The organism is Azospirillum argentinense (genome assembly GCF_000632475.1).
GTDB classification, from domain to species: domain Bacteria; phylum Pseudomonadota; class Alphaproteobacteria; order Azospirillales; family Azospirillaceae; genus Azospirillum; species Azospirillum baldaniorum.
In genome coordinates, this window is the sequence record NZ_CP007793.1 from 2,324,638 (window position 1) to 2,337,882 (window position 13,245).

Consider the following 13,245-nt stretch of genomic DNA (forward strand, 5'->3'; position numbering starts at 1 on the left):
CCCGGCGCGCAGTGCGGGCATGAGGGGGCGTTCCTATCGCCCATTTCTTGGGCATGGTAAAGGGGAGCCATGGCCCAGACTCCCTCCCCCTCCTTGCCGCAGGCCGACGGGCGCAACCCCGCCACCCTGGGCTTCGCCGCCGCTCTGACCGCCTTCCTGATCTGGGGGGGGCTGGCGCCGATCTTCTTCAAGCAGCTCGGCAACGTCGGAGCGGTGGAGGTTGTCGCCCACCGGGTGCTGTGGACCGTGGTGCTGGTCGGGCTGTGGCTGGTGCCGACGCGCGGCCTGTCCGGCATCGTGCGCGGGGTGGGAAGCTGGCGGCGCCTGGGCATCTTCCTGGTGACGACGGCGCTGATCGGCAGCAACTGGACCATCTTCATCTGGGCCGTGAACAACGGCCATTTGGTGCAGTCCAGCCTCGGCTACTACATCAACCCGATCATCAACGTGCTGCTCGGTATGGCCTTCCTTCAGGAACGGCTGTCGAAGCGGCAGGGACTGGCGGTTATGATCGCGGCGGCGGGCGTCCTGAGCCTCGTCCTGTCCTACGGGGAGGTTCCCTGGGTGGCGCTGTCGCTGGCCTTGAGCTTCGGCGTCTACGCGCTGGTGCGCAAGAAGGCGGCCATCGACCCGCTGATCGGGCTGCTGGTGGAAACGGTGCTGCTGGTGCCGCCGGCCATCGTCTATCTGCTGTGGCTGAACGCCCAGGGGCTGGGGAGTTTCGGCGCGCACGGGCTGGGCACCGACCTGCTGATCATCCTGACCGGCCCGGTAACCGCCATCCCGCTGGTGCTGTTCATGGTCGGCGCCGCCCGGCTGAAGCTGTCGACCATCGGCATCCTGCAATACATCAGCCCGACCGGGCAGCTCCTGCTCGGCGTGGCGGTCTATGGCGAGGCCTTCACCTCCTCCCACCTCGTGGCCTTCGTCTGCATCTGGGTGGCGCTGGCGCTCTATTCGGCGGACGCGCTGTTCACCCACCGCGCCGCCCGCGCCGAGGCCCGCGCCGAACAAAGCCGGGCGGAACAAAACCGGGCGGAGCAGGCCCGCATCGCTGCCTGCCGCGCCGATTGAGGCGGCTCAGGCCCGCGGCGCAAGGCCGTAGGCCATGGTGTGGGCGAGCGTCTTCACCACCTCGTTGACCCGGTCCGGGCAGCGCCCGAACACCACCTGATCGAGGAAGCCCAGCCCGAAGCTGAGCGTGGCGATACCCGCCGCGACGTGGGCAAGGTCGGCGTCCGCCGCGATCGCCCCGCGCGCGCGGAAGATCTCCAGCCGGCTGAGCAGGCAGGGGATGCGGCTTTCCGACAGGGTGCGCGCCATCTCGTTCGCGATGTCCGGATCAACCAGCGCGCGCGCCAGCATCACCCGCGTGAAGTCGCGGCACTTCCAGGCGTGGCGGAGCTGGTGCAGCAGGAAGGCCGCCAAATCCTCCTCCAGATCGTCGCCGGGCGGCGGCATGGCGCAGCCGCTCCCCTCCTCGCGCCCGTAGCGCTCCACGACGGCCAGCAGCAATCCGGCCTTGCCCGAGAAATAGCGCTGGATCAACTGCTCGTTCACACCCGCGCGGCCGGCGATGTCGCGCGTGGTCGCGGCGTCGAAGCCGCGCTCGGCGAACACCATCTTGGCCGCGTCCAGCAGCACACCCTTGGTCGCCTCGCGATCGCGCTTGCGCGCTGGCGCGTCGGTCCCGGTGCCGCAACAGCCGTCGTCAGTTGCCGGAGCGGTGGCCGGGGTGTCGGTCTTGTCCACGATTCAGGCCCTCTCACTGGCCGCCGATCCGTGCGGCGGCTGAAATGATAATAGGTATGCACGTGCATACTTGACAAGGCCGGATGGCGCCGGCAAGTATGTACGCACATACATACCGGGCACCGCCCAACCCGCGGAACCCCGGACACCACTTTGGGACGCCCCAACGTGGGACCCGATTTTTGAATCGAGAGGGCAACCGCATCATGACCACCGCCGATCTGTTCACGCCGCTGCGTCTTGGCTCCATGGAGCTGCCGAACCGCGTCATCATGGCGCCGATGACCCGCAGCCGCGCGGGCGAGGGCAACGTCCCCACTCCGCTGATGGCCGACTATTACGGCCAGCGCGCCTCCGCCGGCCTCATCATCACCGAGGCGACGCAGGTCTCGGCCACCGCCCAGGGCTATCCCAGCACGCCGGGCATCCACACCGACGCGCAGACGCTCGCCTGGCGCCGCATCGCGGAGGAGGTCCACGCCAAGGGCGGGCTGATCGCCGCGCAGCTCTGGCACGTCGGCCGCATCTCCCACACGGAGTTCCAGCCGAACGGCGCCCTGCCGGTCGCCCCCTCGGCCATCGCCGCCGCCGGCGAGTCCTACACCAGCAAGGGCTTGGTGCCCTTCCCCACCCCGCGCGCCCTGGAGACCGACGAGATCCCCGGTCTGGTCAAGGCCTTCGCCGACGCCGCCAAGCGCGCGGTGTTCGACGCCGGGCTGGACGGCGTGGAGATCCACGGCGCCAACGGCTATCTGATCGACCAGTTCCTGCGCGACCGCAGCAACAAGCGCACCGACCGCTACGGCGGCGGCGTGGAGAACCGGGCGCGCTTCCTGCTGGAGATCGTGGACGCGGTGACCACCGCCGTCGGCCCCGGCCGGGTCGGCGTCCGGCTGTCGCCGACCGGCACCTTCAACGACATGGCGGACAGCGACCCGCGGGCGCTCTACACCCACGTCACCGAAGCGCTGAACCCCTTCGGCCTCGCCTTCCTGCACGTCATCGAAGGCCAGCCGGGCCACCACATGGCCCCGCCGGAAGGCGCCCCGCACCTCGCGGCGGAGCTGCGCCGGATCTTCAAGGGCCCCTTCATCATCAACGGCGGCTACAGCAAGGAGCAGGCCGAGGCGGCCATCGCCGCCGGCGCGGCGGACGCGGTGAGCTTCGGCGAGCCCTTCATCGCCAACCCGGACCTGCCGGAGCGTTTCCGCCGCAACGCGGCGCTGAACACGCCGGACAAGGCCAGCTACTACGGCGGCGACGCCCGAGGCTACACCGACTATCCGGCGCTGGAAACGGCCGACGCCTGATCCCTCTCCCCCGCGGGGATTGCCCCCGATCCCCGCACCTCAAGGCCGGGACCCGCAAGGGTTCCGGCTTTTTTCTTTCCACCGCGCCACCAGCGCGGACGTTGCCCGATCCGGGAATCGACTGTTATCCTGAACCGAGCGAAGGAGACGGGCATGAGCGTTATTCTGCCGCGCAACATCGAACAGATGGCTGAACGCCGCGCCAGCGAAGCCGGCTTTCAGGATGTCGCATCCTATCTTGCCCATCTCATCGCTGCCGATGCCCGCGATGCATCCGACGAAGCTCTGGAAGGCGCCTTGTTGGAAGGGCTTGAAGGAGACGGCGGAGAGTGGGATGCCGAGGCAATGCGGGCCGAATGCCGGGCCACGCTGGCCGCGGCAGAGAAAGGTTCTTGAACACCGCTCAGGACCTTTACAGCCTACTTCACGGCACTCAATGACGACTTCCAGCCCTCTCCCCTCTGGGGAGAGGGTGGCCCGGAGGGCCGGTGAGGGGGCTACGCTTGATGACAAGTTCGGGAATCGCGCGCCCCCCCTCACCCTTCCCTCTCCCCAGAGGGGAGAGGGAACTCAATCCGACCGCCCATCCTCAAACGAAAAAGGCCCAAACGAAAAAGGCCGCGCCCGGAGGCGCGGCCTTTCGCGTGTCGGCTAGGCCGAACGGTCAGCGCGAGTAGAACTCGACGACCAGGTTCGGTTCCATCTGGACCGGGTACGGAATGTCGGCCAGCAGCGGGACGCGGACGAAGCGGCCCTTCAGGGCGCCCGTGTCGACTTCCAGGTAGTCCGGGGTGTCGCGCTCACCCGAGGCGGTGGCCTCGAGGATGAGGGCCATCTGCTTGGACTTGGCGCGCACCTCGATGGTGTCGCCTTCCTTGATCTGGGCCGACGGGATGTTCAGGCGGCGGCCGTTGACCAGGATGTGGCCGTGGTTGATGATCTGGCGCGCGGCGAACGGGGTCGGCGCGAACTTCATGCGGTAGACCACCGCGTCCAGGCGGCGCTCCAGCAGGCCCACCAGGTTCTCGCCGGTGTCGCCCTTGCGGCGCACGGCCTCGGCGTAGATGCGGCGGAACTGCTTCTCGCCGATGTTGCCGTAGTAGCCCTTCAGCTTCTGCTTCGCCATGAGCTGCAGGCCGTAGTCGGACGGCTTCTTGCGGCGCTGGCCGTGCTGGCCGGGGCCATACTCACGCTTGTTGATCGGCGACTTGCCGCGGCCCCAGAGGTTTACGCCGAGGCGGCGATCGATCTTGTACTTGGACTGTTGACGCTTGGCCATTTTGGTCCTCGGTGGAACACGAGTTGGTTTTGTCCCGGTAGTTCCGCGGAACAGGCCGCGGACGGGGCGCAAACAAGAGGCACGCCCGCTTTCCCAGGAGTGAAGGCGCGCACTATACGGATTCGGCGCGCCTTGTCAAACCATGAGTCGGGTCAAACCATGAGTCGTGTCGAACCTCGAAGCCTCAGCAGCACTCGTCCTCGAGCTGGCGCAGCATGGCCAGACCTTCCTCGTCCTCATATTCCTCGAACAGGTCGGAGATGTAGTAGACGTTGGCGCAGAGCAGGCACAGCCCGTCCGCCTGACGCTTCAACGGATCGTCGGCCACGGCCAGCTTCGCCCGGAAGCGTTCCCAGAAGGCGTTGGTCTTGGCCGGGTCGTCGATGTGCATGTACAGGCGCTCAATGATGCGGCGGGAGTTGCCCTCGCAGTCGATGCCCTTGAAGGAGACGTAGCGGTCGGGAGTGTCGGTTGCGTCCACGGTCGTGCTTCCTGCGGAAGAGGGTTGTGTTGACATCCCTCATCGCGGAAGGCGGGTCCAGGAACAAGACCCGCTGCACGAACGGCGGGCGGGCGGCGTGAACGGCGGGTGTCCTGCGCGAACGGTTCGCGCTCTTACCATTCAGGGGGCCCACTCAGGCGGCGTGCGACAGCTCTTCCTCGGTGAAGTCCAGCAGCGTGTTCAGCCGCTGCGGGGTCAGCGCCTCGATCCCCTCGTGCCACATCACCTCGCCGAACAGCACGTGCAGGGCAGCGAGCCGTTCCGGCGAGAGCGCGGTCAGACGGTCGCCGTAATACTCCACCACGAGCTGGTCCACATAGGCGCGGTCGTCGTCCAGGAAAGCCATGGCCGTATCTCCTCGTCATCGTGGCGCCCACCCGATGCGGGCGCCGGCCATGGCTTTGTTCTACGCCTGCGGCGGGCCCGAACGATTGAGGCGGATCAACCCACACCCGAAGTCACAGGCCGGCGGGAACAACCCTGATGCGCGCAAGGGGAAAGGCTAAAGGGCCAACAGCTTCTTCAACTGCTCGATCCGGCCGCGGCTGACCGGCACGCGGGGGGATCCGGGGGCGGCCATGACGAAGGCGGCCCGCCCGTCGCTGCGGTCGATGGCCTGGGCGTGGCGCAGGTTGACCAGATAGCGGCGATGCGCCCGCACGAACTGCCGCCCGTCGAGCCGCGCCTCCAGCTCCGACAGCGAGAGCGAGCAGAAGAAGGCGCCGTCCGCCGTGTGCACCCGCGTGTAATGGCCGTCGGCCTGCACGTAGACCGCGTCGGCGGGGTCGATCAGCACCACGCCCTGGCGCGTCGTGATCGGCAGCTTCACCAGCGGGGTGACCGGCTCGGGCACCGCGTCCGCAACCGGCGGCGGCACCGGCTCGTGAAGCGCCTTCCCGGTCACCTCGAACAGCATCAGGGCCAGCGCCGCCCCGCCGCCCGGCGGCAGGGCGGTGGCCTTCACCACGATGGTCCGCCCCGGCAGGGCCACCATCATGGAGCTGGCCGCCGCCGGGGACTCCGGGTCGTGCGCCGCCGCCAGCAGCAGCTCCACCTTGGCGCGGCTGCCCGGCGGGTGCAGGTCGTGCAGGCTGGCCCCCAGCAGCGGACGGTCGCGCCCCAGCATCCGCGCCACGGACGCGTTGACCGACACCACGCGCCGGTCGCCGTCGAGCAGGACGAGGCCAACGTCCATATGCTGCAAGGTGTATTCCATGGGGCAGTATAGGCAGCGATTGGCCCCGGAAGGGAAGAGGTTAGGAAAGAGGGTTACGGTTCGCCCTTGCGCCGTCCGGTCAGCGCCGCGACGACACCGTGGAAGGTGCGGACCTCCTGCTCGGTCATCTGCATCCGCTCCAGGGCGTTGCGCAGCGTGCGGACCATGGAGGGGCGCTTCTCCGGCGAGGTGAAGAAGCCGGTGCGGTCGAGATCGCCTTCCAGATGCTCGAAGAAGTTCACCAGCTCCGCCTTGGTCGCCGGGCGGGTCTGGCCGGTGTGCAGAACGCGGTCGGGCGGGATCTCGCCGGTCTGGAACCACTCGTAGCCGATCAGCAGGACCGCCTGCGCCAGATTGAGCGAGGAGAAGGCCGGGTTCAGCGGAACGGTGATCAGCGTTGAAGCCAGCGTCAGGTCGTCGTTGACCAGACCGGTGCGCTCCGGCCCGAACAGCACGCCGGTCTTGTGCCCGGCGTCGACATGGGCGCGCAGCTCCGTCGCGGCGACGCGCGGGGTGACGAACTCCTGGATCATCCCGCGGGTGCGGACGGTGGTGGCGAAGACCACGTTCAGGTCGGCCACGGCCTCCGCCGTCGTGTCGTAGAGCTTGGCTCCATCCAGCACCGGATCGGCGCCCGACGCCGCGGCCACCGCCTTCTCGTTCGGCCAGCCGTCGCGCGGCTTCACCAGACGCAGCTCGGTCAGGCCGCAATTCAGCATGGCCCGCGCGCAGGCGCCGATGTTCTCGCCGAGCTGGGGCTGCACGAGGATGATGGTCGGGCCGCCCAGGACGGAGGGCCGGTTGGGGTCTTTGCCGGAGGTCATGATCTGAACTTTGGTCTCAGCTTCGCGGTGTTGCGCCGCCTTTAAACAGCTTGAATGTGTAACTGTCCACCAGCGCCTCCATCGACGCCTCGATGATGTTGGTGGAGACGCCCAGCGTCGACCATTCCTGCCCGTCGCCGTTGCGCGAACGGATCAGCACGCGCGGCATGGCGCCGGTGCCGTCCTTGGCGGCGAGGATGCGCACGCGGTAGTCGGACAGCTTCACCCCGTCGAGCAGCGGGTACAGCGGCTCCAGCGCCTTGCGCATCGCGGTGTCCAGCGCGTTCACCGGGCCGTTGCCCGACGCCACCTCGTGATACTCCTTGCCGCCGATCTTCACGCGGACGACGGCCTCGGACTCGACCACCAGCTCGCCCTTGGCGTTGTAGCGGCGCTCGTCGGTGACGTGGAAGCGCTTCAGGGTGAAATAGTCCGGCACCTCGCCCAGCTCGCGGCGGACCAGCAGCTCGAAGCTGGCCTCGGCGGTGTCATAGGCGTAGCCCTCGGTGTCGCGCTGCTTCACGAGGTCGAGCAGGCGGTTCAGCCGCTCGTCCTTCGGGTCCACGGCCATGCCCATCTCGCGCAGCCGCGCGATGACGTTGGCGCGGCCCGCCTGGTCCGACATGACGATCTGGCGGCGGTTGCCGACCGCCTCCGGCTCGACATGCTCGTAGGAGGACGGGTCCTTCTCCACGGCGGAGACGTGCAGCCCGCCCTTGTGGGCGAAGGCGCTGGCGCCGACGTAGGGGGCGTGGCGGTTCGGTGCACGGTTCAGCCGCTCGTCGAACTTGCGGCTGATCTCGGTCAGCAGCGGCAGGTCGGCGGGCTTGATGCCGACGTCGCAGCCCATCTTCAGCATCAGCGACGGGATCAGCGACACGAGGTTGGCGTTGCCGCAGCGCTCGCCCAGCCCGTTGATCGTCCCCTGCACCATCCGCACCCCGGCGCGCACCGCGGCCAGCGAGTTGGCGACGGCGTTCTCGGTGTCGTTGTGGCAATGGATGCCCAGCCGGTCGCCGGGAATGCCGTGCTCATTGATCACTTGCCGGACGATCTCGTCGATCTCGTGCGGCAGCGTGCCGCCGTTGGTGTCGCACAGCACGACCCAGCGCGCCCCCGCCCCGTAGGCGGCCTTGATGCAGGACGCGGTGTAGGCCGGGTTGCGCTTGTAGCCGTCGAAGAAATGCTCGGCGTCGAACAGCGCCTCGCCCTTGGCGGCCTTCAGCGCGGCGATGCTGTCGGCGATCAGTTCGATGTTTTCCTCGCGCGGGATGGCCAGCGCGACATCGACATGGAAATCCCAGGTCTTGCCGACGATGCAGACGGCGCGCGCCTTGGACTGGATCAGGGCGGCGAGCTGCGGGTCGTTCGCGGTGCTGCGGCCGGGACGGCGGGTCATGCCGAAGGCGGTGAAGGTCGAGCGGGCGAGATCCGGCGCCTCGGCGAAGAACTGGTCGTCGGTCGGGTTGGCGCCGGGCCAGCCGCCTTCCACATAGTCGATTCCCAGCCGGTCGAGGTCGCGGGCGATGGCGATCTTGTCGGCGACGGAGAAATCCACGTCCTGGGTCTGCGCCCCGTCGCGCAGCGTGGTGTCGTACAGATAGATGCGTTCGCCCGTCATTGCCGCCGCCCGAAGATATTGGTCGCCCGAAGGAAGGTCATAGGACTCTCCGGAGGGCCGGAAGAATGGACGATGCGCTTCGCCAGCTCAATGCTTTTGATCGAACCCGCCAGGAATGCGGGGCTTTGCCGCGCCGGCCATAGGCACGCAATGGAGGTAATAGGACAAATGTACTGACCGAATAAACCATCGTTTGTGCTACACAGCCGCCCCTCTGCATGGCGCCCATCTCACGGGTGCGGTACTCTTTTCTGGCCGGACGCCTGTTGGTCTGTATGATCACCGGCCCTTGTGAACGGATGGATTGGACACAGTGACTCCCGCGGGTGACGACGACCAGGACAAGCTCGTCATGGTGATCGATGACGAGCGGACGGTTCTGCAGGCCCTCAATCTCCTGCTGGAGATGTGGGGGTACCGGGTCGTCACTGCCGAAAGCGAGGGCGAGGCCGTCGACCGCCTGTCCATCGCCGGGGAAACGCCGCACGCCATCCTGGCCGACTACCGCCTGCGCGAAGGGCGCACCGGCGTCCAGGCCATCGACCGCATCCGGGCGGAGGCCGGGGCCGAGGTGCCGGGCGTCATCATCACCGGCGACACCTCCACCGAGGGGCTGCGCGACGCCCGCGCCCGCGGGTTGACCGTTCTGCAGAAGCCGGTGCTGCCGCCCCATCTCCAGGCGGTGCTGACCAAGGTGCTGCGGGAGCAGCCCGCCGGCACGGCATGACGGGCCGGACCGGCATGGACCTTCCGTTACCACCGGCACCCGCCGCGCCACCCAGGCCAAGGCACAACGAGCCGAAGCGCAAGCGCACCGCCGTTCCCGACGGACGGCTCTTCCGCTCATGGGAAAGCTGGGTGGTCTTCGGGCTGGGGCTGCTGCTGACCGGCCTCGCCTGGTGGTTGCTGACCGAGCAGAACCACCGGCTGGCCGAGGCGCGCTTCCGCGCGCTGGCCCGCGATCTGGCCGGTGACGTCACGGCGCGGCTCGACACCTATGAACAGATGCTGCAGGGCGCCGTGGCGATGGTGGACGCTGGCGGCGGGCAGGTCAGCCGCACGGAATGGCGGGCCTACGTCACCGGCCTGCATGTGGAGGACCGCTATCCCGGCATCCAAGGCATCGGCTACGCCAAGCGCGTGAAGGCGCCCGACCGGGAACAGCACGAGGCGGCGCTGCACGCCGCCGGCTTCTACAGCTACCGCGTGACGCCGGAAGGGGAGCGGCCCGAATATTTCCCCATCATCTACATCGAGCCCTTCGCCAGCCGCAACCTGCGGGCCTTCGGCTTCGACATGCACGCCGAGCCGACCCGCCGCACCGCTATGGAGCGCGCCCGGGGCACCGGCACCGCCGCGGCGACCGCCCGGTTGCGTCTGGTCCAGGAAACCGACGAAGACGTGCAGCCCGGCTTCCTCATCTATGTGCCCGTCTACGACCAGACCCTGCCCCTGACCACCCCGGCCGACCGGCGGGAGGCGCTGCTGGGTTTCGTCTACAGCCCCTTCCGCGCGCACGACCTGATGCGCAGCATCATGGACCAGGGCGCGTCCCAACTGCTGGACATCCGCGTCCATGACGGGACGGAGAGCACCACGGACTCGCTGATGTTCGACTCCGCGACCGCCCGGGACGCCGCTTTTCAGGAGGTTCTCTACGTCGAGGTGTTCGGCCGCCCCTGGACGCTGGTCCTGTCCGGCACCCACGCCTTCGAGGAGAGCGTGGCCAGCGCCACGCCGCGGGCGGTGCTGTTCGCCGGCCTGATCATCACCCTGCTTCTGGTCGCCACCGTCAATTCCGTGCTCCAGGACCGCGACCGCATGGAGGAACTGCGCCGCAGCTACGACGCGCTGGCGCTGGCGCGCGCGGAGGCGGAGCAGGCCAACGCCGCCAAGTCGCGCTTCCTCGCCGCCGCCAGCCACGACCTGCGCCAGCCGCTCCAGACGCTGGGCATCTACCTGCACATGATCGGCGAACAGGCGGACAGCCCCCGGCTGCGCAAGCTGGTGGACGCCGCCCGCGACGGGTTCGAGGCGACCCAGCGCCTGCTGAACTCGCTGATGGACATCGCCACGCTGGAAACCGGCGTGATCAGCCCGCAGTTGTCCGAACTGGACCTGCCCGTCTTCCTGGAGCGCATCTGCGAGGAAGGCCGGCTGGAGGCCGCCGGCAAGGGTCTGGGCTTCCGCGTCACCTGCGGCGGCGCCCGCGTGACGACCGACCCGGCGATGCTGGAGCGGATCGTCCGTAACCTGCTGAGCAACGCGCTGAAATACACGCACAGCGGCACCATCCGGGTGACCTGCCGGCAGGCGCGCGGTTTCACCGCCATCAAGGTGCAGGACACCGGCCCCGGCATCCCGCAGGATCGGCTGCATCTGATCTTCGAAGACTTCTATCAGATCGGCAATCCCGAGCGCGACCGGCGCAAGGGCCTCGGTCTCGGCCTCGCCACCGTGGCGCGGCTCAGCCGCCTGCTCGGCTACCGGGTGCGGGTGCTGTCGCGCCCGGGACGCGGCGCCATCTTCCTGGTCGAGATCCCCGACGAGGCGCCCGCCCCCGGCCAGACCACCGAGACCGTGACCTCAGTGGTCTGACGCCCTCCGGTCCTTTTGGCAATCGCCGACGCCGCGGATTTTAGGACTTCTGGGACCAGCCGCGGCGGAACCGGCGGGTCACCGAGTCGGCGATTGCCAAATCCCGGACCGGATCAGGCCGTCGCCGGCCGCGCCGACCGGGCGCGCATCAGCATCCACACCGCCGACACGCCGGCCAGCTTGGACGCGAGGCTGGCCGCCCAGACCGCCGGGTCCCAGATGCCGAGCATGCCGAAGAACAGCGCCGTGTCCACCGGCACCGACAGGGCGGCGCTGATCCACAGCCGGTCGCGCAGCGGGCGGCGGGTGACGGTGAAGACGCCCCAGTCGATCAACTCCGACACCGCGAAGGCGGTGACGCTGGCCGTCGCGACAAAGGGGTCGGCCAGCAGGAAGGACAGCAGCGTGGCGGCCAGCATGGCGGCCAGCGACCAGTGGCCGTAGCGGACCTGGACCATGTCGCGCAGGATGAAGATCAACCCGGCCCAGCAGGACCACACGAGGTCGAGATGCGGCGCCAAGCTGAAGGCGTAGTTGATGGCGAGTACGCTGCCAATGTAGGCGGCGAGCCAGAGCATGACGGAATCCTCCAAAAGCCACCCGCGGAAATACGGGCGCGAACGACGGCGCCACCCGCGTGAATGCGAGCGCTCCGCAGCGGTCTTGTAGCAGATTCAGGTCATCGCCGTGAACCCTTGCGCCGTGAACCCGCGGCGCGCCGGTGCGGACGGAGCGCAACCGCCAAGAACGGCTTACCCCCACCTCGGTTCCCCGAATGCGCCGCCGCCCCTAGCGCGTCCGGACGATGTCCTGGCGCGTTCGTTCGGAGAGGCGAAACGAAAGAGACCCCGAAAGGTGAGGGCGATGGCGGCGGCGGGCGTATCAATTGGAATGGGCGGCACACGGGATCATTCGCTGGACGCGGCGCGCAGCCTGCTGATGATCCTCGGCGTGCCCTACCACGCGGCGCTGATCTACACGCCGGGCTACGACTGGGTGATGAACTCCCCCGACGGCATCGCCTGGATCGGGCTGTTCGCGGACTTCATCCACAGCTTCCGCATGCCCGCCTTCTTCCTGATCTCCGGCCTGCTGATCACCCACAGCCTGCGCCGCCACGGGCCGCGGGCGACGCTGACCTCGCGTGCCTCGCGGCTGCTGGTGCCGCTCGTCGCCATGGCGGCGACGTTGAACGTCGCACAGTTGTGGATGGAAAGCCGCGCGGTCGACCCCGGCCTGACCGCGGGGGAGTTCCTCACCCAGACCATCCCCGCGGCCTTCTGGAGCGGCGGGCTCGTCTATCACCTGTGGTTCCTGGTCGAGCTGTTCATCAGCGTGCTGGCGCTCTGTCTCGCCTACCCGCTGCTGGTCGCGCTGCACCGGCGGCTGGCCGAGCGCGCGCCGGGGCTGGCCCGCTGGCTGGCCGACCCGCCGGACTGGCTGCCGCCGCTCCTGCTCAGCCTCGTCATGATGGGGGTGCTGGGCTTCGACAACATCTCCGACCTTCTGGTGACGCCGCTGGTGCCGACCAACTCGACGGCGGTGAGCATCGTCATCTCGGCGGGCTTCTTCGCAGTCGGCGTGCTGATCGCCCATTGGCCGGGCGGGGCCGCGCGCTACGCCAAGGCGAGCTGGGGCGTGGCGCTGACCTATCTGGCGTGCTTCGCCATCCACATCGGCATGGTCGGCGTGGAGAAGCCCATGCCGGTCCGCTTCCTCGACGAGGCGCTGCGCGCCGTCGCCGCCTGGTCGGCCTTCCGCTTCGTCCTCGGCCTGACGCAGTCCTTCTTCTCGGCGGAGAGCCGCCGGGTCCGGGCGCTGTCGCAGGCCTCCTACACCATCTATCTGCTGCACCATCTGGTGGTCATGGCCGCCGGCTTCGCCCTGCTCGCCGTCACCGCGCCGCCGCTGCTGGAATTCGCCGCGATCACCGCGGTGGGGCTGTTCGTGCCGCTGGCGGTCCATCACGGGCTGGTCCGCCGTTCGCCGACGCTGCGCTTCCTGATGAACGGCGTCCCGCCGGGCGAAGCGAAGAAGCGAAGCACCCCGGCGCGCGGCCGCGAGACGATGGCCCGCCGGACCGGCTGAGCGCAGGCAAAGCCAAGCGTTCTTAGACCATGGTCGCATACCCGCACCCCCGCGC

Annotated in this window: 14 protein-coding genes; 6 read left to right on the top strand and 8 right to left on the bottom strand. The window is 68.6% G+C overall.

All coding sequences use genetic code 11. The features are described from left to right. Positions 1–69 precede the first annotated feature (69 nt). The gene (rarD, locus tag ABAZ39_RS10955; protein WP_051657952.1) at positions 70–1,074 is read left to right on the top strand and encodes an EamA family transporter RarD; all 1,005 of its coding nucleotides are present in this window, start codon (positions 70–72) and stop codon (positions 1,072–1,074) included. Positions 1,075–1,080: 6 nt separating this feature from the next. Here rarD and ABAZ39_RS10960 read toward each other — a convergent pair whose 3' ends face one another. Next, positions 1,081–1,752 carry a TetR/AcrR family transcriptional regulator gene (locus ABAZ39_RS10960; protein ID WP_038529327.1) on the bottom strand — a complete coding sequence of 224 codons (672 nt, stop codon included), beginning with the start codon at positions 1,750–1,752 and terminating at the stop codon, positions 1,081–1,083. A 206-nt stretch (positions 1,753–1,958) separates the two neighbouring features. On the opposite strand from ABAZ39_RS10960, the gene ABAZ39_RS10965 reads away from it, so the two are divergent. Both ABAZ39_RS10965 and ABAZ39_RS10970 read left to right on the top strand, forming a co-directional pair. Then, positions 1,959–3,062 carry an alkene reductase gene (locus ABAZ39_RS10965; protein ID WP_038529329.1) on the top strand — a complete coding sequence of 368 codons (1,104 nt, stop codon included), beginning with the start codon at positions 1,959–1,961 and terminating at the stop codon, positions 3,060–3,062. 153 nt (positions 3,063–3,215) lie between these two features. Next, a complete protein-coding gene (locus ABAZ39_RS10970) occupies positions 3,216–3,458 on the top strand; it encodes a hypothetical protein (RefSeq protein WP_038529331.1) in 243 nt (80 codons plus the stop codon). A 268-nt stretch (positions 3,459–3,726) separates the two neighbouring features. On the opposite strand, the gene rpsD is transcribed toward ABAZ39_RS10970, so the two are convergent. The 6 genes from rpsD to cimA all read right to left on the bottom strand — a co-directional run bounded on the left by rpsD (position 3,727) and on the right by cimA (position 8,504). After that, complete coding sequence (gene rpsD, locus ABAZ39_RS10975) at positions 3,727–4,341, bottom strand: 30S ribosomal protein S4 (RefSeq protein WP_014239501.1); 615 nt, start codon at positions 4,339–4,341, stop codon at positions 3,727–3,729. A 184-nt stretch (positions 4,342–4,525) separates the two neighbouring features. Beyond that, positions 4,526–4,822 (bottom strand): N(2)-fixation sustaining protein CowN, encoded by a 297-nt coding sequence (cowN, locus tag ABAZ39_RS10980; RefSeq protein ID WP_014239500.1) that lies wholly within the window; start codon positions 4,820–4,822, stop codon positions 4,526–4,528. Between the two features lie 154 nt (positions 4,823–4,976). Next, positions 4,977–5,189 (bottom strand): hypothetical protein, encoded by a 213-nt coding sequence (locus tag ABAZ39_RS10985; protein ID WP_038529333.1) that lies wholly within the window; start codon positions 5,187–5,189, stop codon positions 4,977–4,979. Positions 5,190–5,345: 156 nt separating this feature from the next. After that, the gene (locus ABAZ39_RS10990) at positions 5,346–6,038 is read right to left on the bottom strand and encodes a PAS domain-containing transcriptional regulator (protein WP_247874604.1); all 693 of its coding nucleotides are present in this window, start codon (positions 6,036–6,038) and stop codon (positions 5,346–5,348) included. A gap of 74 nt (positions 6,039–6,112) precedes the next feature. Then, positions 6,113–6,883 (bottom strand): RNA methyltransferase, encoded by a 771-nt coding sequence (locus tag ABAZ39_RS10995; RefSeq protein ID WP_038529337.1) that lies wholly within the window; start codon positions 6,881–6,883, stop codon positions 6,113–6,115. Between the two features lie 16 nt (positions 6,884–6,899). Further along, positions 6,900–8,504 carry a citramalate synthase gene (gene cimA, locus ABAZ39_RS11000; RefSeq protein ID WP_038529339.1) on the bottom strand — a complete coding sequence of 535 codons (1,605 nt, stop codon included), beginning with the start codon at positions 8,502–8,504 and terminating at the stop codon, positions 6,900–6,902. Between the two features lie 352 nt (positions 8,505–8,856). On the opposite strand from cimA, the gene ABAZ39_RS11005 reads away from it, so the two are divergent. Beyond that, positions 8,857–9,231 carry a response regulator gene (locus tag ABAZ39_RS11005; RefSeq protein WP_144243506.1) on the top strand — a complete coding sequence of 125 codons (375 nt, stop codon included), beginning with the start codon at positions 8,857–8,859 and terminating at the stop codon, positions 9,229–9,231. Positions 9,232–9,245: 14 nt separating this feature from the next. Continuing rightward, complete coding sequence (locus ABAZ39_RS32970; RefSeq protein ID WP_160174818.1) at positions 9,246–11,102, top strand: CHASE domain-containing protein; 1,857 nt, start codon at positions 9,246–9,248, stop codon at positions 11,100–11,102. 113 nt (positions 11,103–11,215) lie between these two features. Here the strand turns inward: ABAZ39_RS32970 and ABAZ39_RS11015 are convergent, their stop codons facing one another. Beyond that, positions 11,216–11,680: a preQ0 transporter gene (locus ABAZ39_RS11015; RefSeq protein ID WP_038529341.1), complete on the bottom strand. Its 465-nt coding sequence runs from the start codon at positions 11,678–11,680 to the stop codon at positions 11,216–11,218. 313 nt (positions 11,681–11,993) lie between these two features. Between ABAZ39_RS11015 and ABAZ39_RS11020 the strand changes: the two genes are divergently transcribed. Beyond that, positions 11,994–13,190 (top strand): acyltransferase family protein, encoded by a 1,197-nt coding sequence (locus ABAZ39_RS11020; RefSeq protein ID WP_038529343.1) that lies wholly within the window; start codon positions 11,994–11,996, stop codon positions 13,188–13,190. Positions 13,191–13,245 lie beyond the last annotated feature (55 nt).